Source organism: Exiguobacterium artemiae (assembly GCF_033342815.1).
Classification (GTDB): Bacteria; Bacillota; Bacilli; order Exiguobacteriales; family Exiguobacteriaceae; genus Exiguobacterium_A; species Exiguobacterium_A artemiae_A.
The window spans coordinates 54,644-80,743 of the sequence record NZ_JAWPEN010000016.1 but is presented as its reverse complement, the minus strand read 5'-3'; the positions used below and the strand labels follow the sequence as shown (position 1 = coordinate 80,743).

The window sequence follows — 26,100 nt, the reverse complement described above, 5'->3', positions numbered from 1 at the left end:
TTCGCTCGTTCGTCATCGGTCATTCGAATAATAATCAGCTCGTGTTCGATACGCTTGAACGCGCCCTACAGGGCGCACCAGAAAGTCAACCACTTCTACATAGCGATCGTGGATTCCAATATACGTCGCACGCTTTTCGTCGCATGACGAAAACGGCAGGCATTACTCAAAGCATGTCACGTGTCGGTAAATGCATCGACAATGGTCCGATGGAATCATTTTGGGGTGCATTGAAGTGTGAGAGTTATTATCTACAGAAATTTAAGGAGTTCGACGAACTCCGTCATGCGATTCAGCAATATATTCAATTCTACAATGAAGAACGATACCAAGAACGACTAAACGGCTTGAGCCCGTTAGAATTCAGGGCTCAAGCCGTTTAAAAGATTTTTATTATTTTGCCTGTCCACTTGACGGGGAGCAGTTCATTACAGGAAGGCGGATTTTATTTTACAGTCCGACAAATTCTTTTGTTTTCAAGGAACGGATACGCTACACTGAGTAAAGATTACACAAAAGAAAGAGGATAAGGATATGCGAATTAATAAATTCATCAGTGAAACAGGATATTGTTCCCGCCGCGCAGCCGATAAGCTGATCGATGCAGGACGTGTGACGATTAACGGCAACGTCGCCGAGCTCGGATCGCAAGTCGAAAAAACGGATGCTGTCGAAATTGACGGACAGCCGCTTCAGGCAAAACCGGATCTCGAGTACTTGATTTTAAACAAACCGGTCGGTATCACGTGTACGACGGAACGTGACATCGAAGGCAACATCATTGATTTCGTCAATCATCCGAACCGGATTTTCCCGATTGGACGACTCGACAAAGATTCGGACGGCTTGATTATCCTGACGAACGACGGAGATATCGTTAACCGGATTTTACGGGCGGAAAACAATCACGATAAAGAGTACATCGTGACGGTCGACGCACCGATTACGGAAACGTTTATCGAAGGCATGGCGGGCGGCGTCGATATTCTTGGGACGACGACGAAAGAATGTGTCGTCGAACAGCTCGAGTCGCGGACGTTCCGAATCGTTTTGACCCAAGGCTTGAACCGGCAAATTCGCCGGATGTGCAAAGAGTTTGGTTACCGTGTCAAACGTCTGCAACGCGTCCGGATCATGAACATCGAACTCGGTGATTTACCGATTGGGGAATGGCGTGACTTGACGGAGTCGGAAATGAAAACATTGTTCGAGACACTCGATCAACAATAAGCTGAAAAAAGTCGCCATGATGATGGCGGCTTTACTTGTATACATATAAGGGGGTTAATCGTGGATAAACGGGGAATGAGTGCGACCTTCGTCGCCTATGTGATTGGGGGATTATTACCGATCTACAAACTGTTTGCGGATCACGTACCGGCATGGACGGTCGTCTCGATTCGCATCATCAGTGCTTTTATTTTTGTTACGTTATTACTGCGACTGACCGGGAAATTTAAGCACGTCAAACAACTTTGGCAAAGTAAACGTCAACGCAATACCGTCCTTGCAGCAGGACTTGTCCTTGGCGGGAACTGGACCTTGTATTTGTACGCAATCGGCGAAGGGTATCTCGTCGAGTCTTCACTCGGCTATTACATTAATCCGCTCGTCAGTGTCCTGTTCGGTTTGCTGTTTTTCGGAGAACGCCTGAACCGGGCTCAACTTTTTGCGATGGCGAGTGCCGTGACAGGTGTTTTGATTCTGACATTCGGATACGGAAAGTTTCCGATTATCGCCTTTTCACTCGCCATTTCGTTTGCTTTTTATGGGGTTCTGAAAAAGAAGGCGGCGGCAGAACCGTTATCCGGTCTGTTTCTTGAGACGCTCGTGACGTTACCGTTTGCCGTGCTGACGCTTGGTCTGACCGGAGCAAATCCGATTGCCTTGCCGACGGAAGCACTGTTTGCCATCGTCATGCTTGGTGTAGCGACTGCGGTCCAATTGATGTTGTTCGGATACGGCATGCCGAAAATTCCGTTCGTCTACGTCGGGATTTTACAATATATCGCCCCGACCTTGACCCTGATTCTCGGTGTCTTTTTATTTAATGACGTCTTTACACCGGTTCACTTCGTCGCCTTCCTGTTCATTTGGCTGGCTGTCGCGTTATTTACAATCAGTGGGATATCGAACGGACGGATGAAAATGAAAAAAGTATCGTGACCGAGAAAAGAGGAAATGAATCATGAATAAATCAGGTTTTTTCGCGACATTAGCCGCTTATGTCATTTGGGGACTGTTGCCGATCTACTGGAAGTTACTTGCGACCGTCTCGAGTGAGGAGATTTTAGCACACCGGATCGTCTGGTCGTTTATTTTTTTATTGTTATTATTATCACTTCAAAAAGCATTGCCGAAGTTTACCGGTGCGCTGAAGAATCCCTTTACCCGGCGTCTGTTTTTCCTGAACGGGCTGATCATCAGCATGAACTGGTTCATCTACATTTGGGCGGTCAATCATAATTTTATCGTCGAAGCATCGCTCGGGTATTACATCAATCCGATTGTCAGCATTATTTTCGGGGTGTTCTTTTTCCGGGAAAAACTGTCGCGGATCGAGTGGCTCGCGATTCTTCTCGCAACAATCGGCGTCTTGATCCTGACGATCGGTTACGGAAAGTTTCCTTGGATTTCTCTCGCCCTGGCTTTCAGCTTTGGTTTTTACGGTGTCGTCAAAAAACAACGGCCGCTTGAGTCAACCGTCAGTCTGACAATTGAAACACTGGCTCCGTTACCGATTGCTTTATTATTTTTAGGATACATGGGAGTCAGTGGACAAGAAACCTTTACCTCTTCTCCGTTTGTGATGATTGGACTTTTCTTAACCGGTATCATCACGGCCGTTCCGTTATTATTGTTCGGATTTGGTGCTCAACGGATTCCGTTTACGGTCGTCGGTTTTCTGCAATTCGTTGCTCCGACCTTGTCGCTTGCGATCGGTGTTCTTCTGTATAACGAACCCTTTACGAGAACACACTTGATTGCGTTTACATTCATTTGGTCAGCGGCACTCGTCTTTACATTAAACGGTTTGCTGATTCGAAAAAAACAGCTGCGAAAAGTCGCGTAAAAAGATAGAAGTCTGACCTCTTGCGTGATAGAATGGAAACAGAGTCTAAGGGATATCCTTAAGGAGGAACTGAATCATGAATTTAGCAGGAATGATCGACCATACAGCTTTAAAAGCAGAAACATCACGTGCTCAAATCGAAACACTTTGTAAAGAAGCGCTCGAATACAAATTTGCCAGTGTTTGTGTCAACCCGACAAACGTAGCACTCGCGGCAGAACTCTTGAAATCAGACGATGCGGTCAAAGTATGTACAGTCATCGGCTTCCCACTCGGTGCAAACACACCGGAAGTAAAAGCATTTGAAACACAAGATGCCATCAAAAACGGTGCAACAGAAATCGATATGGTCCTAAATATCGGTGCATTAAAAGACGGTGACCTTTCACTCGTTGAACGCGACATTCGCGCGGTTGTCGAAGCAGCAAACGGCACACTCGTCAAAGTCATCTTCGAGAACTGCCTCTTAACTAAAGAAGAAATCAAAACAGCTGCTGAGTTATCAGTCAAAGCCGGTGCAGATTTCGTTAAGACGTCTACTGGTTTCTCAACAGGCGGCGCAACGGTAGAAGACATCCGTCTCATGCGCGAAACAGTCGGACCTGACATCGGTGTCAAGGCTTCAGGCGGCGTTCGTGATTTTGAAGGAGCAAAAGCAATGATCGATGCCGGCGCAACACGCATCGGTGCTTCTGCCGGAATTGCCATCGTTACAGGTGGAACTTCAGACAGCGACTACTAATTTAATTTGATAAAACCAGCGTGTCCTTTTTACAACAGTTGTTGTAAAAAGGACACGCTTTTTGTTTTAAAACAATTCTGAATTTGATTTTTGGGTTAAGAAGTCAGACAACCCTTCCGATAATCCATTGTAGAACAAGGGAAGGAAGTGGAAAAGTGTCAAAACGATTCAGTTTGTCCATGCTAGCCTTAACCATCGGTCTGGCTGGTTGCGGCAGTATCATCGATCATCCTGAACAAGCAGTAAAGGAGCGCCGGAAAATGGCAGTCGTCTTATCCGATGTCGGATTAGGGGATCAGTCGTTCAGCGATGCTGCAATGAGCGGTATGTCTTTACTGCGTGAAAAAGAAGACTGGTTTATTGATTATAGAGAATTAAGTGAAACAAAATCATATGAAACGGCATTTGCCACGTTGGCGAAACAACATCCGACCGTTGTCGTCGGTCTTGGTTTTATGGGACAGGCGGACTTGGAGAAGGTAGCCAAGCAGTATCCCAAACAGCAATTTGCTCTGATTGATGCGGTGTCCGAGTTGCCGAACGTCCTGTCGGTGACATTTAAGGAAGATGAAGGAAGTTACCTGGCAGGAGCAGCAGCGGCGATTCAGTCGGACAGTGAAACGATTGGTTTTATCGGCGGTATGAAATCACCGCTCATTGAGAAGTTTGAAAAAGGATACAGAGCCGGTGCAACAGCGGTCAATCCAGATATCCGTGTCCTTGTCGATTATGCGGAAGACTTTGCGGCACCGGATAAAGGACGTGATCTCGCCAATGCCCAAATGAAAAAAGAGGCGGATGTCTTATTTGCGGCAGCAGGACTGACCGGCAGTGGTGTTCTTGAGGCAGCAGAAGAACAAGGAAACAAGGCGATTGGTGTCGACAGTGATCAAACGGCGATTGCTCCAGATGCCGTCATGACATCGATGTTGAAGCAGGTCGATCTTGCGATTACGAAAATTGGTGACAGCGTCAAAGCACCGGGTCTTCAAGCCGGTCAAATCGTATTAGGCGTGAAAGACGGAGCGATTCAACTCGCGCCGATTCGTAATACCAACTTTACAGAAAAAGATTTACAACGACTCGAACAATTGAAACAAGACATACTGGAAGGCAAGGTGAAGGTCCAATGACGTTACGACAACGATTTTTGGTTTCGACACTCGTGACGATTGTCAGTGTTGTCGCCTTAATGGGCTGGACGTTATTTGAACTGCGTCAAATCCAGTCCTACAACGAGGATTACGGAAAGCAACTGGTCGAGATTTCAGAACTGGAGACTAAGTTACTGTATGAGCAGGCAGCCTGGAACCGGTTAGCGAGTCAGCCTTCAGAAAATCAAAAAGAACAAGCACTTGCCTTAAGTAAAAAAAATGAAAAAGCTCTTGATTCCTTACAAAAAACGTATTTGATTGATCAGTTTAAACCGGATTTGAATCGTGCCAAAATGAAATATACGACTTTGGCGGAGAAACGGACGACTTTATTAAATGAGCTTGATCCAATTGCAATCCGCTCCCACGCAGCCCAGGTGGAAGGAGTATTAAGCGATTTATATACGTTACATACGAAAAATGGTGAATTTTACGATGTATTGCAACAGGAAGCAAAAGATAAGACATTGAATCTGACGCGCTCGGTTTTAATCGCGACATTTATGCTTTTAATTGCGTTAGCACTCTACAATTGGTATTTCGCACGAAGTATCACTCGTCCGATCAGCCGAGTCGTTCAGACAGCAGAACAGATTTCGCAAGGAGATGTCTCACAACAACTGCAAATCTCGGGACGGACGGATGAAATCGGTCGTCTCGAGTCAGCGATTGCCCAGATGCAAGGAACATTGCATGGTGTCATCGGAACGATCAGCCAGACATCGACGACTATCAATCAGATGAGCGAACAGGCGACAGCTGAAAATGCCAATATCGTCGAAGTATCAGGCAACATGACACATGCTATCAATGAAATGGCCAGTGGGACACAAACAGTCTCGGATGACTTGCAAACGACAGTCAGTACTATTACAGATATGAGCACATTGTTTGAGCAAAGTGAACAACGGGCGCAACAAGCATTGAGTCAAGGTCAACTGGCGGATACGACGATGGGGAAAAGTGCAACCATCATGCAGGAACAAGCGGAATCACTGGCGGCAGCGACACTTCAAAATCAGGAACTCGGTCGCAAACTAGCCGGATTCTTACAACAAACGCAGCAAATCGAACAGATGGCGCAACTTGTCTCAAGTGTCTCGGCGCAAACGAATTTACTGTCATTAAACGCGGCCATCGAAGCGGCACGGGCAGGAGAAGCAGGACGTGGTTTTGCCGTCGTGGCGAGTGAAGTGAAGAAGTTAGCGGATGAAACCCATCAAGCGACGCGTTCCATCTTTTCACTCGTTCGTTCGATTCGGGCAGACGGAGCGATTTTGCAGGAAGCATTGCTTCAATCTGAAAAGGAGCAAGCACATCAGGTTCAAAACTTTGCTGAGGTGACATCGGCATTCGAGGAAACCCGTGGTCACGTGACGGATGTAACGGAAGCCGTCCAGTTCATGACGACACAGTTACTTCAGTCAAAAGACCAGGCGAATCAGGTCGTGAATCAAGTCAGCTCAGTCAGTGGCGTGATGGAAGAATTAGCCGCCGGGAACGAAGAAGTGGCGGCGTCGATGCGCGATCAGCAAGCATCATTCGAACAAATTCATCAACTGATGCTGGAACTGGAACAAACAACGACTTCACTGGATCAACAAACCAGCCAGTTTAAACTGTAATATGAACAAACAGCAAAACCCCCTCAGCGAGTCAGTCCGTTGAGGGGGTTTTCGTCAAGTATGCTTAGAAGAAGTCACTTGGATTCAATTCGTTTGTCCGGCCTTTGGCATTATACTGATACCCACCGTCATGAATCTCAAAGTGAAGGTGGGGACCGGTTGAATTTCCGGTACTGCCAAGGTTACCGATTTGTTGTCCCTGTTTCACCTGTTGACCTTGTTTGACGGTCAGAGAATTCATATGCGCATAAACGGTCGTATACGTTTTTCCACCGATGTTGTGCGAGAGATAGACGTGATTACCGTAAGGCCCGCCGGAGCTTGCCAGGATGACGGTTCCGCTTGCGGAAGCAACGACCGGGGAGTTCAGTGGTCCGGCAAAGTCAATCCCGTTATGGTACGCGTATCCGTTACTTCCACTGGCAGCGCCCATTCCTTGTGAAATGGAGCCGGCAGCCGGTTTGATGAACTTGCCTGTCGCTTTTGAAAGGACTTTTGTGCTTGCTTTTGTAACAGAAGCAGGTTGCGCCGATTGCGCGGCTGCTTGTTTTTCGGCTAATCGTGCAGCTCGAGCGGCTGAACGAGCAGCAGCTTCCTGCGCCTTCAGTTGAGCGGCAGCATCTTTTAAGCTCAAGATGTTAGTTTCGATGGAACGTTTTTCTGATTTTAATCGATTCAGTAAGGCCGTTCGTTTAATCTTTTCTACTTTTAATTCACGCTGTTTCTTTTTTAGAAGAGTACGATCCTCAATCAAATCAATACGTGTTTGTTTTAATTCTTTTTGAGCCAGTGCCAATTGATGTTTGTTTTGTTCGTAATCTTTTAATAAAGAAGCATCGCTTTCGGCAATCGTATTAAAAGCATTAAAACGGCTGATCATATCTCCGACATCTTTAGCGCCAAAAACAGCCTCGAGAAATGGATCGTCATCTGCTTTTGCTTGTCGGACAGCTAAACGATCTCCGAGCATTTTTTCCTGCTTGCTGATTTTTTCGCGTAAGGCATCGATTTTTTGTTCCAATCGTTTAATCTGCTGACGGTTTTGATCAATTTTTTGTTGGTTTTCGACGACCTGCAACGTCAGTCCATTAATCTGTTGATCGAGCGCATAGACTTTTTGCTGTGCTTTGGACAGTTGGGTGGTCTTTTTCGAGAGGGCTTGCTTTTGCTTGGACTGCTGTTGTTGATTTTGCTGCTGTTTTTCCTTATAAGAACTTGTTGCACCGACGGGGTGGACAAGTGGGCTGAAAAGTAAGGTCATCGTCATCAGTGAGAGACCGAGTGTTTGTTTTAAAGATGATTTCATAGTTGAATCAATCATTCCTTCCTGAATTCAGATACATATTCTGAAATGTTACCTGTTCTACTCTAACAAGAAATGACGGGAATCACCGTTACAGTTTCGTTAAAAATATTATATGGAAATTATCGGGTAATCGAGATTCTTTATGTAAATTATTTTTTAGACACTTTCAAAAAAGTGAGAGAACCGTTGATAATCCGGGAAAGAAGACACAATAAAAAAAGTGAATCCAAGGATTCACTTCTAAAAAAGAGCTGATATGTTTTTGTAATATGAAGAAGAGGAATAAAAGTACAGGTTTAATGAATCAAGAAACAGGATATGCAAACTAGTTTTAATTTATTCTTCGTAGATCATTTTTCGTGTCATTCCGCCATCAAGAACCAACGTTTCTCCCGTTAAGAAGTCGTTATCGGGATTCGTTAAAAACAAAGCAGCCCGGGCAACATCTTCCGGTTTTCCGACTCGTCCAGACGGATGCTGGCTGTGGTCTTCCGGTGAAAGTTCATGGTAATTTCCGGTTTCAATCCAACCGGGTGCAATCGCATTAACTAAAATCCGATCGGGTCCTAAAGAAACGGCTAAAGCATGCGTCAACGCGACAATGCCGCCTTTGGTAGCCGCGTAAGATTCCGTATCCGGCTCGGACATGAACGCGCGGGTGGAGGCCAGATTGACAATCCGTCCGCCTGCTGGGTTTTTCTTCAGATAAGGCGCCGCGGCTTTTGTCGTTAAAAAGATGCTCCGCAGATTGGTATGTTGGACACGGTCCCATTCCTCAAGCTCTAATTCAAGTAACGACTTGCGCACCATGATGCCGGCATTGTTAATCACGATATCGATCCGGCCGGTATGCTCAATGGCTTTATCAATCAACAGGTTGACATCTTTTTCATCCTGGACATCCAGATGATAAAAGTAAGCGGTCCCGCCGTCAGCTTCGATTTCTGCCGCAAGATCGTCACCGGTCATTTGGTCAATGTCGGCAAGAATGACGGTGGCGCCTTCTTTGGCATAAGTCTTGGCAAGCGTTGCTCCAATGCCATTGGCGGCACCTGTAATAATGACGGTATGATTAATATGATTCATTGTTATAATCCCTCCTGAGATATGGGGAGTCTGTAGTTGAGTAGACTGCTTTAATCAATTAGCCGAAAACGAATCGATTAAAACATACTGGCGCCCTGAAGAAAGGATTATCCAGCTTGGCATTAGGGAAGATAAAAGGTAGCTGACGCTACTATTATGTTGAATGGGGGATTTTTGATGAAGTTATCAAATCAAAAGCTCGAAACAGAACAAGAAAAATATGCAGACGAAGCCAAATCGTATATCAATCAGCCTAAAAAAACCAACTCGGTGCTAAGACGAGCCCTTGATAAAATAAATAACAACTCCAGTTTATCAGTTGTCTTTTCACCGGTCCGTTTATTTGTTGATATGATTCGTTCTTACCAATCAGGGGAGTACCGAAACATCCGCCGGACGACGATTTTGAAAGTCATCGGGGCTTTAATCTATCTCGTCTCTCCAATTGACCTGGTCCCGGATTTTGTTCTTGGATTCGGTTTGGCGGATGATGTCGCGATTATCCTCTTCGTCACAAAAACGGTATTCGAAGAATTGACGCGTTTCAGTGACTGGCAAGACGAGCAAAAAAAAGTAAGCACGCAACCGCTTCAGAGTGAAGATGCCTATTAATCGGATAATTTTCTTACCCTGCCGCTGACAATCGATCAGCGGCAGGGTTTTTCGTCATGAAACGGAACCCGATTTCTGTACGCTACCTGAAAAGTTCGTTACACTTAAATCAGAGAAAAAATCCAGTGAAAGGGGGGAAATCATGGCTTGGCATTCGTGGATTGAATCGTATGGCTATTTCGGGATGATGTTAACGCTGATGTTTCCGTTTTTACCGAGTGAAGTACCGCTAGCTTACGCGGGCTATCTGGTACATACGACAGAGTTTAATCTCATCATCATGCTGATTGTCGCTGTTCTCAGTTTTGTGATCAGTCAAAATATTTTCTTTACAATCGGGCGTCTCGGAAGTGACCGTTTACTAAAACGAATTTTTAGATGGTTTCGTATTTCTGAAACGAAGATGGTGCGATTCCAACGTCAAATGGATACGCGCGGTCGTTTCATCTTATTGCTGTCACCGATGTGGCGGATGGGATTTGCGATAGGGGCAGGGTTGACCGGTGTCTCGCGTCTCACTTTTACGATTGCGACGACGATTTCTTTTTTTATGTGGTCCGCTTTTTTTATCTGGGGCGGAAAGAAACTTGGACATGGCATGATGGGGCGGCATCCTGAATTCCACCATTACCTTCCCTGGATAATCGGTCTCATCGTATTTGGTGCAGGTTATCTGTATTTCCGAAAAAAAACGCTCATGAAAAAACAAGGTATATCTAAAAAATAGAGGAGTGTTCACATGGCAGTGATTTTATTTGATATTGACGGTACATTGATCGACTCGACCGATCAGATGACAGAGGCAATTCATCTTGCGATGGAAGATATGCCGCATCTGGTCAAACCATCCAAAGCAAGTGTCCAGTCGAGTTATGGTTTGGCGGGTAATGCTTTTTGGAGAAAAGCAATCCCGGATGCTTCTGAAAACGACATTAAAGAGATTCGCAGAAAACGTCATCATCACTTGGAGCAAACGATGCAGAATCAAGATGTTCTGTTTGATGGCATTCGAGAATTATTGGAACAATTGACGAATCAGGGACATATCGTATCAACAGCAAGCAATTGCGGGGTACATTATTTAAATCTTGTTCTCGACAGCCAAAACATTCGATCTTATTTTACAAGTCCAAAATGTTTGGAGTCGGTGAACGGGAAACAAAAAGCAGACATTTTAGCCGCACATCGTGAAGAGTTTGGCGAGGTCGACTATCTGATGGTCGGCGACCGTTCGTCGGACGTTGAGGCGGCCAGACTACAAAATATGCCGGTAGCGATTTGTTGCTTCGGTTTTGGAACAGAACAAGAATGGAAGACGGCTGATCATCAGCTGGAGACACCGCTTGATTTGTTGAAGTTTGTATAACGGAATGAGCAAAAAACAAGCAGCGCTGATGAGTCAGCGTCTGCTTGTTTTTTTAGTTAATCAAAATCAAGTCGGTACTGCTCGTGATTCGTCCAAGGACGAAAACGGCGGAAGAGCTGATGGAACAGAAGACACAGGATCACCGGCAAAACAATAAACAGTCCGAAGACAAGCGAAATATTGATCCACGTCCATCCTCCTGCCATCAAGTGAAGCGCATTGATTGGACCAATCAGACCCGACATACCGAATCCGGCACTGAAGGGGGTTCCTTGAATACCGAGTACACCTGCGAGTCCGCCAAGTACGGCGGCGCTGCACATGACGGGCAGAATCATGATCGGATTGCGAATGAAATTCGCCATTTGAATTTTAGGAGAGCCTAAAAAATGAGCGATGGACGTGCCGTGGGAATTGGCCTGCCACCCGGCAATCGCGAGTCCGAAACCTGCTGCACAAACACCAAGGTTAGCGGCTCCTGCTGCAACACCGGATAAACTGATGGCTGTTGCAATCCCGACCGTCGAAAGCGGTGATACGATGAGGACCGAAAAAGTAACGGCTAAGGCAATGCCCATCAACAACGGTTGAAGAACGGTAAAGTGTGTAATCACTTGACCGATCGTGGCTGTGATCTTCGTGACAAACGGATAGGTCAGGACACCGATTCCGCCGGCTCCGACGATGATTAAGGTTGGAATGACGAGAACCGTATACGTCTTAAAACGATTTCCGAGCCAGATGACGAGGGCAGTTGCGACTGCGGCTGTCAATCCGGCATTGATGACATCACCGGTTCCGATGAATAAGTAACCGGCGGTCTCGGTTCGGTTTGCGACACCGGATCCGACGACAGTCGCAAGACCAATCGAGGTCGCTTCAATCGGGGTTGCCTTGAACTGCATGGCAACGGCGACACCGATGACCATCGGCAAGAGCCGCATCGCAAGAGCAGTCGAGTCGATGATATGTTGCGCAGGAGAAAAATAGGGAAGCAAGGCTTTGGCAAGTTCACCAAGCAACGCTCCCGGGATAAGAGCAACTAAGATGCCGATACTGAGTCCGTTTAAGACATGGACACCGAATTGGCGGTCAAAACGTTTTAAGGTCGTATTCAACTAAATTCACTCCTTATGTATCGCTTTTATGCATAACAGTATAAAAGTGATGAATTGTGTTTAATCATACGAAAGAGCGTTCAAAACGTCAAGCAGAAAATGGAATTTTCTGAAAAAATAAAAGCAAACTATTCGCACTGAAACAAAAGGACTGCTAGAGTGGAGAGGTAAAAAATCGGGGAGGGAACAGTTATGTCAGAACAACAAATCGTATTAGCCAGCAGACCAGAGGGACGTCCAACACGGGACACGTTCCGTTATGAGACGATCGAATTGAACGCCTTAAAAGCGGATCAAGTTTTAGTAGAGACGCTCTATATCTCAGTCGATCCTTATATGCGCGGGCGAATGAATGATGCACGTTCTTACTCGCAACCATTCGACCTGGATGCACCCATCCAAGGTGGTGTCGTCGCGCGGGTCGTTGAATCAACAAGTGATCTGTTAACAGTGGGTGACACCGTTGTCGGAATGCTCGACTGGGCGACGAAATCCGTGGTCGATGCAAAACAAGTCCGTAAAATCGATGCAACATTGGCGCCTGTCTCAACGGCACTGGGTGTGCTCGGAATGACAGGTATGACCGCTTACTTCGGTCTGCTCGACATCGGGAACCCGCAACCTGGCGAAACGGTCGTCGTCTCGGCAGCAGCAGGAGCCGTTGGATCAATTGTTGGTCAAATCGCTAAAATTAAAGGTGCACGAGTCGTCGGGATTGCTGGAAGTGCTGAAAAGATTCAGTATCTAAAAGAAGAACTTGGATTTGATGAAGTCATCAATTACAAAACGGAGCAGATCGGCGAAGCCTTAGATCGGACTTGTCCGGACGGGATCGATGTCTACTTTGAAAATGTAGGCGGTGCAATCGGGGATGCCGTTCTTGATCGATTGAATCCTTTTGCCCGTATTCCAGTCTGTGGGGCGATTTCCGGCTATAACGAACAGGCGGATTTAGGTCCACGGGTCCAATCGAAATTGATCATTGCGCGCGCACGGATGCAAGGTTTCTTGGTCGGAGACTATGGCAAACGGTTTAAAGAAGCAGCGGAACAACTTGGTAAATGGGTCAGCAATGGTGAGTTGAAGTACGAAGAAACGATATTTGAAGGGTTTGAACAAGTCCCGGACGCCTTTCTTGGTCTGTTTGACGGGGCGAACACGGGAAAACTGTTGGTCAAATTATAAGAGTACGTCAAAAAGGTGTTGCTTTCCTGAGCGGAGAGCAACACCTTTTTTGTGCTTGAATTTATTGATCAGCAGAATCTTTTTTTAATTCTTCGACATCAGGATCCGGATGCTGTGTTTCGGCCGGTTTGATTCCCGGATCAGATGTTTTGGCTGGTTCTGGATCCGGATGTAAGCCGACATCCGCTGTTTCGTTTGGTGTATCTTGTTTTTTATCCATCATGAGTGTTTATCCCCCTTGTATTCGATATTTTATATGTACCCGAATTATCGATTCTAAAAACGAAACGGACACTTTGATGAGATTGAGGTTTTGTAGCAAAACAAGATACGAACAAACTCGACTCCACGCAAACTCCTCTTCATTTGATGGTGAATGTAAGGAAAAAGGACAATTGCTTCATCAACTCTTTACAAAAACCTTGCATGACCTTTAAGTCCTCTTTGAACTGGTCTCGTAGACTGAAACAGAGATGAATGAAGGAAGGGTGTATACGTGTGAGTGAACAAAAGTGGAAAAAAAGTATCATTGAACAATTAAACTGGGTGCGGACTGAACAGAAGCGAATCCAATCCGCACCGGCAGCAAACCGTTCGTCGATCGAGGGACTAAAACAACTCGATGTCTTGCGGATGAAAACGACGGTTCGCCCTAAGTCATCCCCACTCGAAGCCAAAACGAAGCGTTACCATCAAGACAGCAACAGGGAGTTGCTGAAAGAGATTGCGTACGAAGACATCCCTGTGACGGGCGGTTCACGTTATTATGAACGCCGTCCGCTTGAGGTGGCGATCGTGTGCTCGGAGTTCATGCATGCCTACTATCAGGACGCGTTACATTTACATTATGTCAATCCGGCAACCTTTACGGACGTCTTTGAAAAGCCGATTGATCTGTTTCTCGTCGTCACGTCCTGGAAAGGTCTACACGGTGATGATTGGAAAGGAGTCGCGACGCCGACTTCTAAAAAACGGCAGCGTTTGCTCGACATGATGGAGCAGGTGAAGGCAAAAGGAATCCCGGTCGTTTTCCAGTCGACGGAAGATCCGAGCAACTTTGACCGGTTCAGTGATCTGGCGAAAGTTGCCGACTATATTTTAACATCAGACGAAGCGATGATTCCGGAATACCAAGTACTCTGTGGACATGACCGGATTGAAGCAACGTCGTTTGGTGTTAATCCGATCATCCACAATCCGGTCGGAGCGACGCGAAGCCGCAAAAAACACGTGCTGTTTGCCGGCAGCTGGATGGCGAAATATCCGGAGCGTGTCAAAGATACGGAGATGTTATTTGATGGTGTCTTACGCTCAGATCATACACTCGATATCGTTGACCGGAACTATCAGTTAAATCTACCGGACTATCATTTTCCGGAACGTTACGTCCCGCGTGTGGCTCCTGCGATTCCCTATGACGCATTGCAACAGGTCAGTAAATGTTATGACTGGGTGTTGAATCTAAACAGTATCAAGTACAGCAAGACGATGTGTGCGCGTCGGGTCTATGAATCACAAGCGCTCGGCAATCTGATTTTGTCGAACTACAGTATCGCCGTCAATAACGATTTCCCGAACGTCTTTACCATCCATGACCATCAAGAAGTACAGGCGATTCTCGAGCGGACGACACAAGAGGAGATTGATCGACTCCGGGCGGAAGGCATTCGTTCTGTCATGTCGTCGCATACGGTCTATGACCGGATTGATCAATTGACGCGGCTTCTGCAACTGGACATGCCGCCGGTCAAACGGACGCTTCTCGTCGTCTTGCGCAATGCGACGCCGGAACTTGAACAGATGCTCGCACGTCAATCAATCACCGCTGATGTAATTTGTCACGAATCAGAGTTGACCGGAGCGCTTTATGTCTCAGCCGATCTCGTCACTGTACTCGACGGGGCTGAATCATACGGAGAATACTATTTGGAAGACTTGGTGAACGGGTTCAAATACAGTGATGTGTCAATCACCCGCAAAACGCGGACTGACGAAGCTCATTTCGTAATCCGGGAAGCGGAAGGGTCAACAGTGAACGCCATGATTTGGCGTGAAGCGTTCCCGTATGAGCAGTTCTCCGAAGGAAAGATTGAGGGAGAGACGTTGTTCCTGGACGCGCTGGAGTGGAACGAAGGTGGCGGCACCGCCATGATCGAAGCACCTGTGCTGTCTGTCATCGTCCCGATCTTCAACAATGGCAGACATTTGACGTATAAATGTTTTGCCAGCCTCAAACGGATGGATCGGTTTGAAGAGTCGGAAATTATCTTGGTTGACGATGGATCGACGGATCGATTCACCCGCCAAGCGATTGACCGCCTGGCACGACGTCACGGGAATGTCGTGACCTATCTGTTTCCGACGGGCGGCAGCGGCAGTGCGTCACGTCCGCGCAACAAAGGGGTTGAACTGGCGCGCTCGGAACGGATCGCTTTCCTTGATCCTGATAATGAAGTCTTGAGTGACCGGTATGCCGAACTGTTGGCTGAGTTGGATCAAGATCCGACACTCGACTTTGCTGTCGGCCACATGAAGAAACTGGCGGAAAAAACAAGCATCATCGCGTTGCCGAAGATTCGTAAACAAGGACGGACGGTGTGTGATCAACCGAAAGCCTACTTATTGGAAAATCGCTTTTCCGTTCAAAGTATTCAGGCGCTGGTCGTCAACCGACGTTTTCTACAGGAACATCAGCTGGAGCAGGTGGTAGGTGCCGTCGGACAAGATTCCCTGTTTTTCCAAGAGATGATGTTGCACGCAAATCGTGTCTTGCTCGTCAATCGTGTCATCCATTATTACTATGCCGCGGTTGCCGGTTCAACCGTCAACTCCTTGACGGTTCGTTTCTTCGAACGAAGTGTCGTCCGGGAAAAGGCACGGGCAGAGAAATTTGCCCGTTACGGTGTGCTCGATGCGTATAAGACAACACGTTTTGAGCATTTCTTTGAACACTGGTATTTAGTGAAGCTTCGGTATTGCAGCGACAAGGATTTTGCCCCGAGTGTCGCATTACTGCGTATGATTGTTGCTTTTTATGAACCAATGAACCTGACGAACCCGCTGATCCGTCAATTCGTGGAGTTGGCGGACATGAAACGGACGGATGCGATTCAAACATTGTTACTGGAGGAGGTCAGATGATGCAGACAAAACAGATGATGCGACCGAAAGATGAAATTCGGGCCGCTTATTATGATCAACTCGGCGTCGCATTCGGGAAAAAGGTCCGGTCTCGGGTCCACTGGATCGTCCGGGAAACAAAAGGCAGTCAAATTCTCGATATCGGCTGTTCCGGTGGACTGGTTCCGATTTTGCTCGGGCGCGAAGGCAAGCAGGTAGTCGGTATCGATGTCTCGCCGGAAGCAATCGTGGAAGCGACGGCGGCACTAAGAGAAGAAGCACACTCCGTTCAAGAATTGATTCAATTGGAAGAAGCCAATCTGATGACCTTCCAAACGTCCCAACGATTCGACACGGTATTGATGACGGAAGTCTTAGAACATATCGGGGAACCGGAGCGGTTTGTCGAAAAAGCCTGTGCATTCTTAAAACCCGGTGGCCGGCTCGTCGTGACCGTTCCATTCGGTGTGAACGATTATGCCGATCATAAACGGACGTATTATTTACAGCATCTGCTGGAACAATTGACGCCGTACGGGACGATTGAGCAATTGGAACGCATCGATAAATGGCTGGGGGTGACGTTGACGCTTCATCCGGAGAAACAATCGGCACGCCCCGTTACGGAACAGGAAGTCAGTTGGCTCGAAACAGCTTTTGAAGCGGTGGAACGGTTGCATCTTACTGAAATCGTCCGCTTGAAGCAACTGAATAAACAGTGGGAATTGAAGCAGAAAAAACAACAGGACATCGAACAGGAACAAGCGGAGTTGGTGTCAGAGCGGGATCAGCTCACGCGACAACTCGCGGAGAAAGAAGACGAAATTGAGTTGTTGACGCAACAGTATCAAATGGTGCTCGCGCGATACGAAGGGGCGCTTGTGTCGAATCTGGATGTCTTGGAGGCGAATGCAGAATGGAAATCAAAGTACCGGTCACTCGCAAATTCAAAGCTCGGAAAAATCGTCATCCGTTACTGGAAGTTCAGACGAAACGTAAAGAAACGACGGGCCCGGAGACGATGAACGTCCTGATGATTTGTCAAAATTTTTATCCGGAGATCGGGAGTGCTGCGAACCGGATGAAAAATATCTTCAAACGGATGGAGCAACAGGGGAGTGAGGTCCACGTCTTGACGTCGGAACCACTTTATCCAACAGCTGAACTGTATACAGATGCCATGTTTTGGGACGAGCCGAGTCTGGATGCTGCCAAGATCACCCGAATTCAACCGCGTGATCTTCGGGCAACGACGAATTTATGGCGCAGACTCCGTTTGTTCATGGAACAATTTTTCCTGGCTGTCCAGGAAGTGCGGCATGATACCAAACAATACGCTTACATCTATGCGACGACACCGTCGATCTTTATGGGACTTGTCGGAGTCGTCGCCAAGCATCTTAAAAAAGCACCGCTCATTCTGGATGTTCGTGACCTGTGGCCGGAATCACTGGTCGGGGTCGGGATTACAAAATCACGGTTGTTGCTCGCGCCGCTCTATTGGCTTGAAAAATGGATGTACCATCAAGCCGATCAAATTGTCATCAACAGTGAAGGGTTTCGGTCGTATATCGAAAAGAAAGGGATTGCACCAGAGAAGATTCACTACATCCCGAATTCGATTGAGGAAAATGAATGGTTGATCAAACGGCGGAAAGTATCGGAGCAGGTCCGTGTCGTCTACACCGGCAACATCGGTCTGGCGCAGGATGTTTTTTTACTACTTGATGTCGCGGAACAACTAAAACAGGATAAACACATTGAATTCCATGTCGTCGGATACGGGTATCACAAGGAAAAATTTGAAGCACATGTTCTCGAGCGAGGGCTGACCAATATTCATTTCATGAACGCGATGCCACGCTGGGATGCACTGAAACAACTCGCCAAGAGTGATATCGCCTTTGCAACGTTGGTCGAGAGTACAGCGTTTGACACGGTAACACCAGGGAAAATCATCGACTATATGGCGATGGGCTGTGCGATTGTCGGAGCTGTCTCGGGGCATGCCGCGAAAGTGATTGAAGACGCGGGAGCGGGATTTGTCTCTCGCGAACGGAGTCGCGAAAAGATCGTCGAGCACATCCGGTATTTGGCTGAACATCCGGAAGCACGCAGCGCGATGGGAGAGTCCGGTGTGAAATATGTCCAAGCCCACTTTGACTGGGAACAAAATCAGGAGCGGTTGTTTGAGGCGATTCGTCAAACCGATCTTCGAGTAGTAGGGGTGAGTAAATGAACCGGGTCGGAATGTTTGTTTGGAATACGTTTACGAACGATGCGCGTGTCTTGCGGGAGTGTACGGCGCTTTCGGAAGCCGGGTATCACGTCGATTTGTATTGTCTGAATGATGGGAGTTTACCGAAACTCGAACGACACCCAGCAGGTTTTCAAATTCTTCGGATCGATCGGACACCTCCACTTGAATCCATCGTGCGCCGGATCCGGAAGCGTAATCCTCTTACGCTGATGGCCGGCGCAGGTGTGTTATTGCTGTTTCCATGGCTGATTCCGGTCTTACTGCTGCTGTATCTCTTACAGAAAAGCCGGTTTGTCCGCTACGCACTGTATAACAGCTTCGGAATCATCCGCATGACACGGGCGGCTCGTAAACACACGTACACTATCATGCATGCGAACGATTTAAACACGTTGCCTCAAGCGATTTTTTCTGCAAGAGGGGCGAAGATTGTTTACGATTCCCATGAAGTGCAGACCGACCGGACAGGTTATGGAAAAGGGCAGGGCTTATTTGAGCGTTACTTGTTACGGTTTGTCGATCAGACGATGGTCGAAAATGACACACGGGCCGACTACCATGCGTCACTTTATGGCGAACGGCCGGCTGTCCTGCATAATTATCCGTTTTATCACGAAGAAGTACCATGCCCACGATCCGTCCATGAAGAAATCGGCATCAAGGAGGACGAACCTATTCTGCTGTACCAAGGCGGTATCCAGGAAGGGCGGGGACTTGAACGGCTGATTGAAGCGATGCCGTTTGTCCGGCGTGGGACGTTGCTGTTTATTGGGGACGGAAAAATCAAACCGCGTCTCCGGGAACTGGCGGCAGAGTCCCCGGAACGGGAGCGGATCCATTTCATCGATAAGGTACCACTTGATCAGCTGCCAAGTTATACGGCGGCTGCAACAGTCGGTTTTCAAGTCCTGCAAAACATCTGTTTTAATCATTATTCGGCTTCTTCGAATAAGCTGTTTGAATACATGGCGGCACTTGTGCCGGTCGTTGCAGCGGATTTACCGGAAATCCGGCGGGTTGTCGAAACGGAAGGTGTTGGATTACTCGTTGATGTCGAATCCCCGGAAGCGATTGCTGTTGCCGTGAACCAAATCGTCGAGGAAGACAGCTTGCGTCAGGCGATGAAAGAACGGACAAAGCAGGCGCGCCAAAAATACAACTGGGATAAAGAAAAACACCATTTGTTGGACGTCTACCGCGAAATGACGATGTAACTAAAGACTGAATGCAGACGAAAACCAGGCAGATGCAGGGAAATCCACGATAGGAAATAACGGAATTGACCGGATTCAGTTGTTTGTTTGCCGAATGCGATAAATGTTCGTTGATTATTTACAAGCTTTACAAAAAGTACAGGAAACACCTTGAATGTAAGGTCTGTGAAGAATGGTTTAAGAGATGGTTAGAACCATTGGAAACACAAGCAATTGTCGTTATGGTCTAGTTACAGCCACGACACAGTCGGTAATTTGCTGACGTGAAGGACTAACTCGTAACTAGATGGAGGAATGACAAAATGAAACTTTGTACAATCGGACTCGGATATATTGGATTACCTTCTTCAGCCATGTTTGCAGATCACGGAACGGACGTCGTCGGGGTCGACATCGACCCACGCATCGTCAAAATGTTGAATGCGGGAGACATTCATATTGAAGAACCGGGACTTGAAGACGTCATCAAACGTGTCGTCGCAAACGGAAAGTTTCGGGCAACCTTGACACCGGAACCGGCAGATGTCTTTTTAATTGCCGTTCCGACACCCAATTTAAATGACACGTATAAATCGTGTGACTTGAAGTATGTCCTTGCTGCTGTCCGGAACATGTTGCCGCACGTTCAAAAAGGGAACGTCATCATCGTCGAATCAACGATTGCGCCGCGGACGATGGATGATCATGTCCGTCCGTTGATTGAAGCAGCCGGCTTCGTCATCGGTCAAGACGTCTTCGTCGTCCATTGTCCGGAGCGGGTGCTTCCGGGACAAATCTTACATGAACTCATTCACAATAACCGGATTGTAGGCGGATTGACACCGGCGTGTGCCGATGCCGGAGCAGCGGTCTACGAAACATTTGTCCAAGGTGAAATTGTCAAAACGGATGCGAAGACGGCAGAGATGTCGAAATTGATGGAAAACACGTTCCGTGATGTGAACATCGCCTTAGCTAATGAACTGACACAAGTCTGCCATAAGCTCGAGATTAACGTGCTCGACGTAATCGAGATGGCGAACATGCATCCACGTGTCAATCTGCATCATCCGGGACCGGGTGTCGGCGGACATTGTCTCGCTGTTGATCCATACTTCATCGTTGCTAAAGCGCCGTCTCTTGCACGGATCATCCATACGGCGAGGGAAACGAACGTCAATATGCCGCACTTCGTCGCGGAACAGGCAGAACGCCTTGTTTCGTCTCACGTTCGACCAAAAATCGCGGTGTTCGGTGTCACATATAAAGGGAATGTCGATGACATGCGCGAAAGTCCGGCTGTCGATGTCATCGAGCAACTGATTGACCGCGGTCTGGATGTAGCAGTTTGTGACCCGCACGTCGAACGTTCGATTTCATCACGCTTTCAGCTCGTCGATGAGATTGAAGCAATTCAGGGGGCGGACCTGGCACTAGTCCTTGTTGATCATGACGAATTCAAACAGTTTGATTCACGGCGTCTTGCGAATCAGATGCGGACACCGGTCTTATTCGATACAAAAGGAATCGTCCAGCCACTTGAGGACATCACGGTCCTGAATTTCGGCAACTTACACGAGTATCAAACGACGGAAGTGGATGCGAAGGCGATATGAACGGGGTCGGTACAGTCGGGAAAGAGCTGAAAGATCATTTTTATCTGATCTTTCGTCTTTCACTTTATGAAACAAAAAGTCTATACAGCATGCAATATCTTGGGTGGTTCTGGGAAATCATGACGCCGCTCCTGCAAATTGGGGTTTACTGGGTCGTCTTTGGTTTCGGAATCCGCGGCGGACATCCGGTTGACGGAATTCCGTTTGTCTTTTGGTTGGTCAGTGGACTGATTGCCTGGTTTTTCATCGGCAGTACAATTCCAAGCGGCTCCCGTTCGATTTACGGTCGGGTCGCCCTTGTGTCGAAAATGCATTTTCCTCTGAGTACGATACCGGCCTATGTCATCTTGGCGCAATTTTACCGTCATCTCGCAATGATTGTCTTGACGATTATTCTCGGAATGGCATTTGGTTACTTTCCGGGATTGCATACGTTTGAATTGTTGTATATCGTCCCGGCCGGTGTGATTTTTCTGTATGCCGTTTCGCTGCTATTGTCTGCTTTAGCAACGATGATTCGGGATGTACAAAACATGGTGACGTCGGCGATCCGGATGTTGATGTATTTGACGCCCATCATGTGGATCCCGCCTGATCACAGTCTGTTTAAGACGTTGTTGATGATCAATCCGCTCGTCTATCTGATCGAAGGATACCGTTCGGCATTAATCGGAACCGGTTATCTGCTCGATCACGTCTGGTATGGAGTCTACTTCTGGACTGTGACGTCCGTTTTGTTAGTGGTAGGAGCAGCAGTTCACCTGCGGTTCCGGCGGTACTTCATTGATTATGTCTAGGAGGAAAAAATATGAGTCACGTCGTATTCGAGAATGTTTCAAAACGTTACGTCTTATATGCCCGACCGATTGATAAATTAAAAGAAGTGTTATTTGGGAAAGTCAGCGGTAAACCGTTTTACGCGTTAAAGAACGTCTCGTTTTCCGTCGAACAAGGCGAAATCGTCGGCGTGGTCGGGATCAACGGTAGTGGAAAGTCGACCTTGTCGCATCTGCTCGCCAATGTTACGCCACCGACATACGGTCGTGTAACACTTGGCGGAAAATCAGCGTTGATCGCCATTTCCAGTGGTCTGAACAACCAACTGACCGGACGGGACAACATCGAATTAAAAGGATTGATGATGGGGCTGACCAAAAAACAGATCCAGGCGATTACACCGGAAATTCTGGAGTTTGCGGACATCGGAGATTTCATCGATCAACCGGTCAAAACGTATTCAAGTGGGATGCGGGCGCGGCTTGGTTTTGCCATCTCGATTAATATCAATCCAGATATCCTGATCATCGATGAGGCACTGTCGGTTGGTGATCAGACATTTACGGAAAAATGCCTCGATAAGATGCGGGAGTTTCGCGACCAGGGAAAAACAATCTTTTTTGTCAGCCATTCATTAAATCAAGTCAAAAGTTTTTGTACGAAAATTCTTTGGCTTGAGTATGGAGAAGTTCGGATGTTTGGACCGACAGCGGAAACGATGGCGGAGTATAACAAATATTTATACTGGTACAAGCAACTGACGAAAAAACAAGCGGCACATTATGTCATGAAAAAAAGAACAGGACGAAGTGATGAAATCGAACGCTCGGCACGCGGTGAAACGATTGAATTATCGTCATGAATAACGGATAGGGGATGGAACGAATGAAACGAGTCATGTTAGTGTTCGGAACGAGACCGGAAGCAATCAAGATGGCACCTGTCGTCAAAGCATTGGAAAAACGGGAGGGGATCGAACCGATTGTCGTCGTGACGGCACAACACCGGGAAATGCTTGATCAAGTCCTTGAACTGTTCCAAATCGTTCCCGACCATGATCTTGATTTGATGCGTCCACGTCAGACACTCGAAGAGATGACGGCACGGATTTTAAATGCGATGCGCCGTGTCTTGGAAAAAGAGCAACCGGATTTGGTGTTGGTCCATGGGGATACGACAACGACATTCGCGGCTTCACTTGCGGCTTTCTACCAACAGATTCCGGTTGGTCATGTTGAAGCCGGCTTACGGACGTATCAGAAGTATGCGCCATTTCCGGAAGAGATGAATCGTCAATTGACGGGTGTACTCGCGGATTACCATTTTGCTCCGACCGAGCAGGCAGCGGAAAATCTACGGCTCGAGCATAAACAGAGTCCGATCATCGTGACGGGAAATACGGTCATCGACGCGTTAAAAACAACGGTTTCGGCTGAGTACACGCATCCGGTGCTGACGGACCTTACAGAGAGCGGACGGAAGCTGGTTTTGTTGACGGTTCACCGACGGGAAAATCACCTGCAATTGTCTCAGATTTTTGATGCTATCGAACGATTGGCCGACAGTCATCCGGATATCGAAATCGTTTATCCGGTCCATCCGAACCCGATTGTCCTTGAGGCGGCGGAACAATTGAACCACCATCCGCGCATTCGTTTGATTGAACCACTCGATGTTTTTGATTTTCATAACTTGGCAGCCCGCGCCACTTTGATTTTGACCGATTCTGGCGGGATTCAAGAAGAGGCACCATCGCTTGGTGTACCGGTCCTCGTCTTGCGTGATACGACCGAACGTCCGGAAGGTGTTGCGGCCGGTACGTTAAAGCTTGTTGGGACGGATCCGGAACGCATTTATGAAACAGGTCATCTGTTGTTGACGGATCAAGGGGCCTATGACGCGATGGCGCAGGCGGCGAATCCATATGGAGACGGTCATGCGGCAGAACGGATTGTTGATGCGATTTTAAGCGAGGTGCCGGTATGAGTTCACGTCCACTGGAACTGGCAAGTTATCAATTTTTTCCGCAAGGCAACCGGGAAAAAATTCTGCTCGAAGAAGATGCGGACGGTGTTTGGTTCGATTTTCAACAGGCGGATCCGGCTGATAAGCTTTATATCCAATTGTTTGATCAGGGATTTCAATATCCCCCCTCGAAGTTGTATCGTGCCGATGCTTCCTTTGAACAGGCTGAGTCCGTCACATTCATGTGCGACCTGGAATCGGAATCATCATGCGACGTTCAGGTGTTCAAGATGCAATACGGGCAAAAAAAACGGATGCATTCAGAGACGGAATGGCTGACCATAGATGGTCCGACGACATGTACGTTACAACTGAAACGAGTTAAAGGCGCCGATTACTTCAAAATTGCATTCAAGTTTTTACTCGAAGGGGACATGCGTGTTCATTTGACGGGGTTACACGTCAACCGGCTTGTTCCGATTAAGCAGGAGGAATCCTATCATGTTATTTAGTTCGACGATTTTTTTATTTCTATTCTTACCGATCGTGTTGCTTGTCTACCACTTGTTGCCACGCATGTTTCGGAACGGCTGGCTCCTTGTAGCGAGCCTTTTCTTTTATGCCTGGGGTGAACCACGATTTGTCTTTTTAATGCTGACCAGTATTGTGATCAATTATTTATTTGCGCTCGCTGTCCATGCCTATCGTACGCGGATCGGTGTTAAGTGGATTATGTTTAGTATGATTGCCGTCAATCTGGGATTGCTCGGCTGGTTTAAATACAGCGGTTTTTTCATGACTTCAATCAACGAGACGTTTCAAACGACGTTGTTTGTCCCGGAAGTCGTTTTACCGATCGGGATTTCATTCTTTACTTTCCAGGCGATGAGTTACGTCATCGATGTGTATCGTCAAGCGGGACAGGTTCAAAAAAATCCGCTTGATCTCGCATTATACATCGCGTTATTTCCGCAGTTGATTGCCGGTCCGATTGTCCGGTACGAGACGGTGGCGGACGAAATCAATCACCGGCGGGAAACGTTGCCTGAATTTGCACTTGGGGTCCGTCGCTTCATCATCGGCTTATCCAAAAAATTGATTTTAGCGAACGGCTGTGGACAGATCGCGGATACGATTTTTAACATGAAGGATCTATCAATGGGCCTCGCTTGGATTGGAATCATTGCCTATGCCTTACAAATTTATTTTGACTTTTCCGGTTACAGTGATATGGCAATTGGACTGGGATTGATGTTTGGGTTTCACTTTCTTGAAAACTTTAACTATCCGTACATCTCAAAATCAGTCTCTGAATTTTGGCGCCGGTGGCATATTTCATTAGGCTCTTGGTTCCGGGATTATGTCTATATTCCCCTTGGAGGGAACCGGGTGTCGCCGTGGAAACAGTACCGTAATCTCGGAATCGTTTGGATGTTGACTGGACTATGGCACGGCGCAAGCTGGACGTTTGTGGCCTGGGGAGTTTATTACGGAATTTGGATTATGCTCGAAAAAGCATTCCTCGGGAAACTGCTGGCACGGGTTCCCGTGTTCGCGACTGTGTGGACACTGGTACTCGTTTTGGTCGGATGGGTTTTTTTTCGGGCGGAAACGTTCCCGGAAGCCATCACATACATTCAAGCGATGTTCGTCCCGGATGTTTTGTGGGATGACCGCGCGAGTTATCAACTCGTCCAAAATGGTGTTATTTTAGTGCTGGCATGTCTTGCTGCGACCCCGATTCCAAAACGAATCGGCGAACGATTTGTCGAATCATCCGGCAAAATCGGACAGACGATGCAATATGGATACGCGATGGTCTTATTGTTCCTCGCGACATCCGCACTGGTCGCAAGTACCTTTAATCCCTTTATTTATTTCCGTTTCTAGAAAGGAGAAGAC

25 protein-coding genes are annotated in these 26,100 nt (G+C 47.3%); 21 read left to right on the top strand and 4 right to left on the bottom strand.

Annotation, left to right across the window (positions count from 1 at the left end; all coding sequences use genetic code 11):
• The 7 genes from R7V76_RS13735 to R7V76_RS13705 form a co-directional block, all read left to right on the top strand.
• Positions 1-383 (top strand): IS3 family transposase (locus R7V76_RS13735; RefSeq protein ID WP_318093218.1); only part of this gene is annotated, 383 nt, incomplete at its 5' end.
• A 151-nt stretch (positions 384-534) separates the two neighbouring features.
• Positions 535-1,230 (top strand): 23S rRNA pseudouridine(2604) synthase RluF, encoded by a 696-nt coding sequence (gene rluF, locus R7V76_RS13730; protein WP_318093216.1) that lies wholly within the window; start codon positions 535-537, stop codon positions 1,228-1,230.
• A 60-nt stretch (positions 1,231-1,290) separates the two neighbouring features.
• The gene (gene rarD / locus R7V76_RS13725) at positions 1,291-2,166 is read left to right on the top strand and encodes an EamA family transporter RarD (RefSeq protein WP_214848182.1); all 876 of its coding nucleotides are present in this window, start codon (positions 1,291-1,293) and stop codon (positions 2,164-2,166) included.
• A 22-nt stretch (positions 2,167-2,188) separates the two neighbouring features.
• Positions 2,189-3,073 (top strand): EamA family transporter RarD, encoded by an 885-nt coding sequence (gene rarD, locus R7V76_RS13720; RefSeq protein ID WP_214848184.1) that lies wholly within the window; start codon positions 2,189-2,191, stop codon positions 3,071-3,073.
• Positions 3,074-3,149: 76 nt separating this feature from the next.
• Positions 3,150-3,815, top strand: a complete 666-nt coding sequence (deoC, locus tag R7V76_RS13715) for a deoxyribose-phosphate aldolase (protein ID WP_012369694.1) — start codon at positions 3,150-3,152, stop codon at positions 3,813-3,815.
• 179 nt (positions 3,816-3,994) lie between these two features.
• Entirely contained in the window at positions 3,995-4,948 is a 954-nt protein-coding gene (locus R7V76_RS13710) for a BMP family lipoprotein (protein WP_318093211.1), read from the top strand.
• Positions 4,945-6,594 (top strand): methyl-accepting chemotaxis protein, encoded by a 1,650-nt coding sequence (locus tag R7V76_RS13705; protein ID WP_318093209.1) that lies wholly within the window; start codon positions 4,945-4,947, stop codon positions 6,592-6,594. The genes R7V76_RS13710 and R7V76_RS13705 overlap by 4 nt, the downstream gene beginning before the upstream one ends.
• 64 nt (positions 6,595-6,658) lie before the next feature.
• On the opposite strand, the gene R7V76_RS13700 is transcribed toward R7V76_RS13705, so the two are convergent.
• Both R7V76_RS13700 and R7V76_RS13695 read right to left on the bottom strand, forming a co-directional pair.
• Positions 6,659-7,900 carry a murein hydrolase activator EnvC family protein gene (locus R7V76_RS13700; RefSeq protein ID WP_318093207.1) on the bottom strand — a complete coding sequence of 414 codons (1,242 nt, stop codon included), beginning with the start codon at positions 7,898-7,900 and terminating at the stop codon, positions 6,659-6,661.
• Positions 7,901-8,236: 336 nt separating this feature from the next.
• Complete coding sequence (locus tag R7V76_RS13695) at positions 8,237-8,986, bottom strand: SDR family NAD(P)-dependent oxidoreductase (protein ID WP_318093205.1); 750 nt, start codon at positions 8,984-8,986, stop codon at positions 8,237-8,239.
• A gap of 177 nt (positions 8,987-9,163) precedes the next feature.
• Between R7V76_RS13695 and R7V76_RS13690 the strand changes: the two genes are divergently transcribed.
• From R7V76_RS13690 to R7V76_RS13680, 3 genes are all read left to right on the top strand, one after another.
• Entirely contained in the window at positions 9,164-9,598 is a 435-nt protein-coding gene (locus R7V76_RS13690) for a YkvA family protein (protein ID WP_318093203.1), read from the top strand.
• A 142-nt stretch (positions 9,599-9,740) separates the two neighbouring features.
• Complete coding sequence (locus tag R7V76_RS13685) at positions 9,741-10,325, top strand: DedA family protein (RefSeq protein WP_318093202.1); 585 nt, start codon at positions 9,741-9,743, stop codon at positions 10,323-10,325.
• Positions 10,326-10,337: 12 nt separating this feature from the next.
• Complete coding sequence (locus tag R7V76_RS13680; RefSeq protein WP_119922466.1) at positions 10,338-10,964, top strand: HAD family hydrolase; 627 nt, start codon at positions 10,338-10,340, stop codon at positions 10,962-10,964.
• Positions 10,965-11,020: 56 nt separating this feature from the next.
• Here R7V76_RS13680 and R7V76_RS13675 read toward each other — a convergent pair whose 3' ends face one another.
• Complete coding sequence (locus R7V76_RS13675; RefSeq protein WP_318093201.1) at positions 11,021-12,082, bottom strand: PTS transporter subunit IIC; 1,062 nt, start codon at positions 12,080-12,082, stop codon at positions 11,021-11,023.
• Positions 12,083-12,274: 192 nt separating this feature from the next.
• Between R7V76_RS13675 and R7V76_RS13670 the strand changes: the two genes are divergently transcribed.
• Complete coding sequence (locus R7V76_RS13670) at positions 12,275-13,267, top strand: NADP-dependent oxidoreductase (RefSeq protein ID WP_318093199.1); 993 nt, start codon at positions 12,275-12,277, stop codon at positions 13,265-13,267.
• Positions 13,268-13,328: 61 nt separating this feature from the next.
• Here the strand turns inward: R7V76_RS13670 and R7V76_RS13665 are convergent, their stop codons facing one another.
• Positions 13,329-13,490, bottom strand: a complete 162-nt coding sequence (locus R7V76_RS13665) for a hypothetical protein (RefSeq protein ID WP_318093197.1) — start codon at positions 13,488-13,490, stop codon at positions 13,329-13,331.
• 275 nt (positions 13,491-13,765) lie between these two features.
• Between R7V76_RS13665 and R7V76_RS13660 the strand changes: the two genes are divergently transcribed.
• The 10 genes from R7V76_RS13660 (at position 13,766) to R7V76_RS13615 (ending at position 26,088) form a co-directional block, all read left to right on the top strand.
• Positions 13,766-16,408, top strand: coding sequence for a glycosyltransferase (locus tag R7V76_RS13660; RefSeq protein WP_318093195.1), 2,643 nt, complete (start codon positions 13,766-13,768; stop codon positions 16,406-16,408).
• Positions 16,405-17,412 (top strand): methyltransferase domain-containing protein, encoded by a 1,008-nt coding sequence (locus tag R7V76_RS13655; protein ID WP_318093194.1) that lies wholly within the window; start codon positions 16,405-16,407, stop codon positions 17,410-17,412. Before R7V76_RS13660 ends, R7V76_RS13655 begins: the two co-directional genes overlap by 4 nt.
• Positions 17,304-18,626 carry a glycosyltransferase family 4 protein gene (locus R7V76_RS13650; protein ID WP_318093192.1) on the top strand — a complete coding sequence of 441 codons (1,323 nt, stop codon included), beginning with the start codon at positions 17,304-17,306 and terminating at the stop codon, positions 18,624-18,626. The genes R7V76_RS13655 and R7V76_RS13650 overlap by 109 nt, the downstream gene beginning before the upstream one ends.
• Complete coding sequence (locus tag R7V76_RS13645) at positions 18,623-19,861, top strand: glycosyltransferase (RefSeq protein WP_318093190.1); 1,239 nt, start codon at positions 18,623-18,625, stop codon at positions 19,859-19,861. Before R7V76_RS13650 ends, R7V76_RS13645 begins: the two co-directional genes overlap by 4 nt.
• Before the next feature lie 302 nt (positions 19,862-20,163).
• Positions 20,164-21,456 (top strand): nucleotide sugar dehydrogenase, encoded by a 1,293-nt coding sequence (locus tag R7V76_RS13640; protein ID WP_318093188.1) that lies wholly within the window; start codon positions 20,164-20,166, stop codon positions 21,454-21,456.
• Positions 21,453-22,253: an ABC transporter permease gene (locus R7V76_RS13635; RefSeq protein WP_318093186.1), complete on the top strand. Its 801-nt coding sequence runs from the start codon at positions 21,453-21,455 to the stop codon at positions 22,251-22,253. The genes R7V76_RS13640 and R7V76_RS13635 overlap by 4 nt, the downstream gene beginning before the upstream one ends.
• 11 nt (positions 22,254-22,264) lie before the next feature.
• On the top strand, positions 22,265-23,095 hold the full coding sequence (gene tagH, locus R7V76_RS13630; RefSeq protein WP_318093185.1) for a teichoic acids export ABC transporter ATP-binding subunit TagH: 831 nt from the start codon (positions 22,265-22,267) through the stop codon (positions 23,093-23,095).
• A 14-nt stretch (positions 23,096-23,109) separates the two neighbouring features.
• Positions 23,110-24,219: a non-hydrolyzing UDP-N-acetylglucosamine 2-epimerase gene (gene wecB, locus R7V76_RS13625; protein WP_440137050.1), complete on the top strand. Its 1,110-nt coding sequence runs from the start codon at positions 23,110-23,112 to the stop codon at positions 24,217-24,219.
• Positions 24,216-24,710, top strand: a complete 495-nt coding sequence (locus R7V76_RS13620; protein ID WP_318093181.1) for a hypothetical protein — start codon at positions 24,216-24,218, stop codon at positions 24,708-24,710. Before wecB ends, R7V76_RS13620 begins: the two co-directional genes overlap by 4 nt.
• Positions 24,700-26,088 carry an MBOAT family O-acyltransferase gene (locus tag R7V76_RS13615; RefSeq protein WP_318093179.1) on the top strand — a complete coding sequence of 463 codons (1,389 nt, stop codon included), beginning with the start codon at positions 24,700-24,702 and terminating at the stop codon, positions 26,086-26,088. The genes R7V76_RS13620 and R7V76_RS13615 overlap by 11 nt, the downstream gene beginning before the upstream one ends.
• Positions 26,089-26,100: the final 12 nt, after the last annotated feature.

Coding starts and splice junctions, on each gene's coding strand:
- R7V76_RS13700 (WP_318093207.1), bottom strand. CDS start 7,900: ATGAAATCATCTTTAAAACAAACACTCGGTCTCTCACTGATGACGATG.
- rarD (WP_214848184.1), top strand. CDS start 2,189: ATGAATAAATCAGGTTTTTTCGCGACATTAGCCGCTTATGTCATTTGG.
- R7V76_RS13620 (WP_318093181.1), top strand. CDS start 24,216: ATGAGTTCACGTCCACTGGAACTGGCAAGTTATCAATTTTTTCCGCAA.
- R7V76_RS13705 (WP_318093209.1), top strand. CDS start 4,945: ATGACGTTACGACAACGATTTTTGGTTTCGACACTCGTGACGATTGTC.
- R7V76_RS13640 (WP_318093188.1), top strand. CDS start 20,164: ATGAAACTTTGTACAATCGGACTCGGATATATTGGATTACCTTCTTCA.
- rluF (WP_318093216.1), top strand. CDS start 535: ATGCGAATTAATAAATTCATCAGTGAAACAGGATATTGTTCCCGCCGC.
- R7V76_RS13635 (WP_318093186.1), top strand. CDS start 21,453: ATGAACGGGGTCGGTACAGTCGGGAAAGAGCTGAAAGATCATTTTTAT.
- tagH (WP_318093185.1), top strand. CDS start 22,265: ATGAGTCACGTCGTATTCGAGAATGTTTCAAAACGTTACGTCTTATAT.
- wecB (WP_440137050.1), top strand. CDS start 23,110: ATGGAACGAATGAAACGAGTCATGTTAGTGTTCGGAACGAGACCGGAA.
- R7V76_RS13710 (WP_318093211.1), top strand. CDS start 3,995: ATGCTAGCCTTAACCATCGGTCTGGCTGGTTGCGGCAGTATCATCGAT.
- R7V76_RS13645 (WP_318093190.1), top strand. CDS start 18,623: ATGAACCGGGTCGGAATGTTTGTTTGGAATACGTTTACGAACGATGCG.
- R7V76_RS13665 (WP_318093197.1), bottom strand. CDS start 13,490: ATGATGGATAAAAAACAAGATACACCAAACGAAACAGCGGATGTCGGC.
- R7V76_RS13655 (WP_318093194.1), top strand. CDS start 16,405: ATGATGCAGACAAAACAGATGATGCGACCGAAAGATGAAATTCGGGCC.
- R7V76_RS13615 (WP_318093179.1), top strand. CDS start 24,700: ATGTTATTTAGTTCGACGATTTTTTTATTTCTATTCTTACCGATCGTG.
- deoC (WP_012369694.1), top strand. CDS start 3,150: ATGAATTTAGCAGGAATGATCGACCATACAGCTTTAAAAGCAGAAACA.
- R7V76_RS13685 (WP_318093202.1), top strand. CDS start 9,741: ATGGCTTGGCATTCGTGGATTGAATCGTATGGCTATTTCGGGATGATG.
- R7V76_RS13650 (WP_318093192.1), top strand. CDS start 17,304: ATGGAAATCAAAGTACCGGTCACTCGCAAATTCAAAGCTCGGAAAAAT.
- R7V76_RS13680 (WP_119922466.1), top strand. CDS start 10,338: ATGGCAGTGATTTTATTTGATATTGACGGTACATTGATCGACTCGACC.
- R7V76_RS13670 (WP_318093199.1), top strand. CDS start 12,275: ATGTCAGAACAACAAATCGTATTAGCCAGCAGACCAGAGGGACGTCCA.
- R7V76_RS13695 (WP_318093205.1), bottom strand. CDS start 8,986: ATGAATCATATTAATCATACCGTCATTATTACAGGTGCCGCCAATGGC.
- R7V76_RS13690 (WP_318093203.1), top strand. CDS start 9,164: ATGAAGTTATCAAATCAAAAGCTCGAAACAGAACAAGAAAAATATGCA.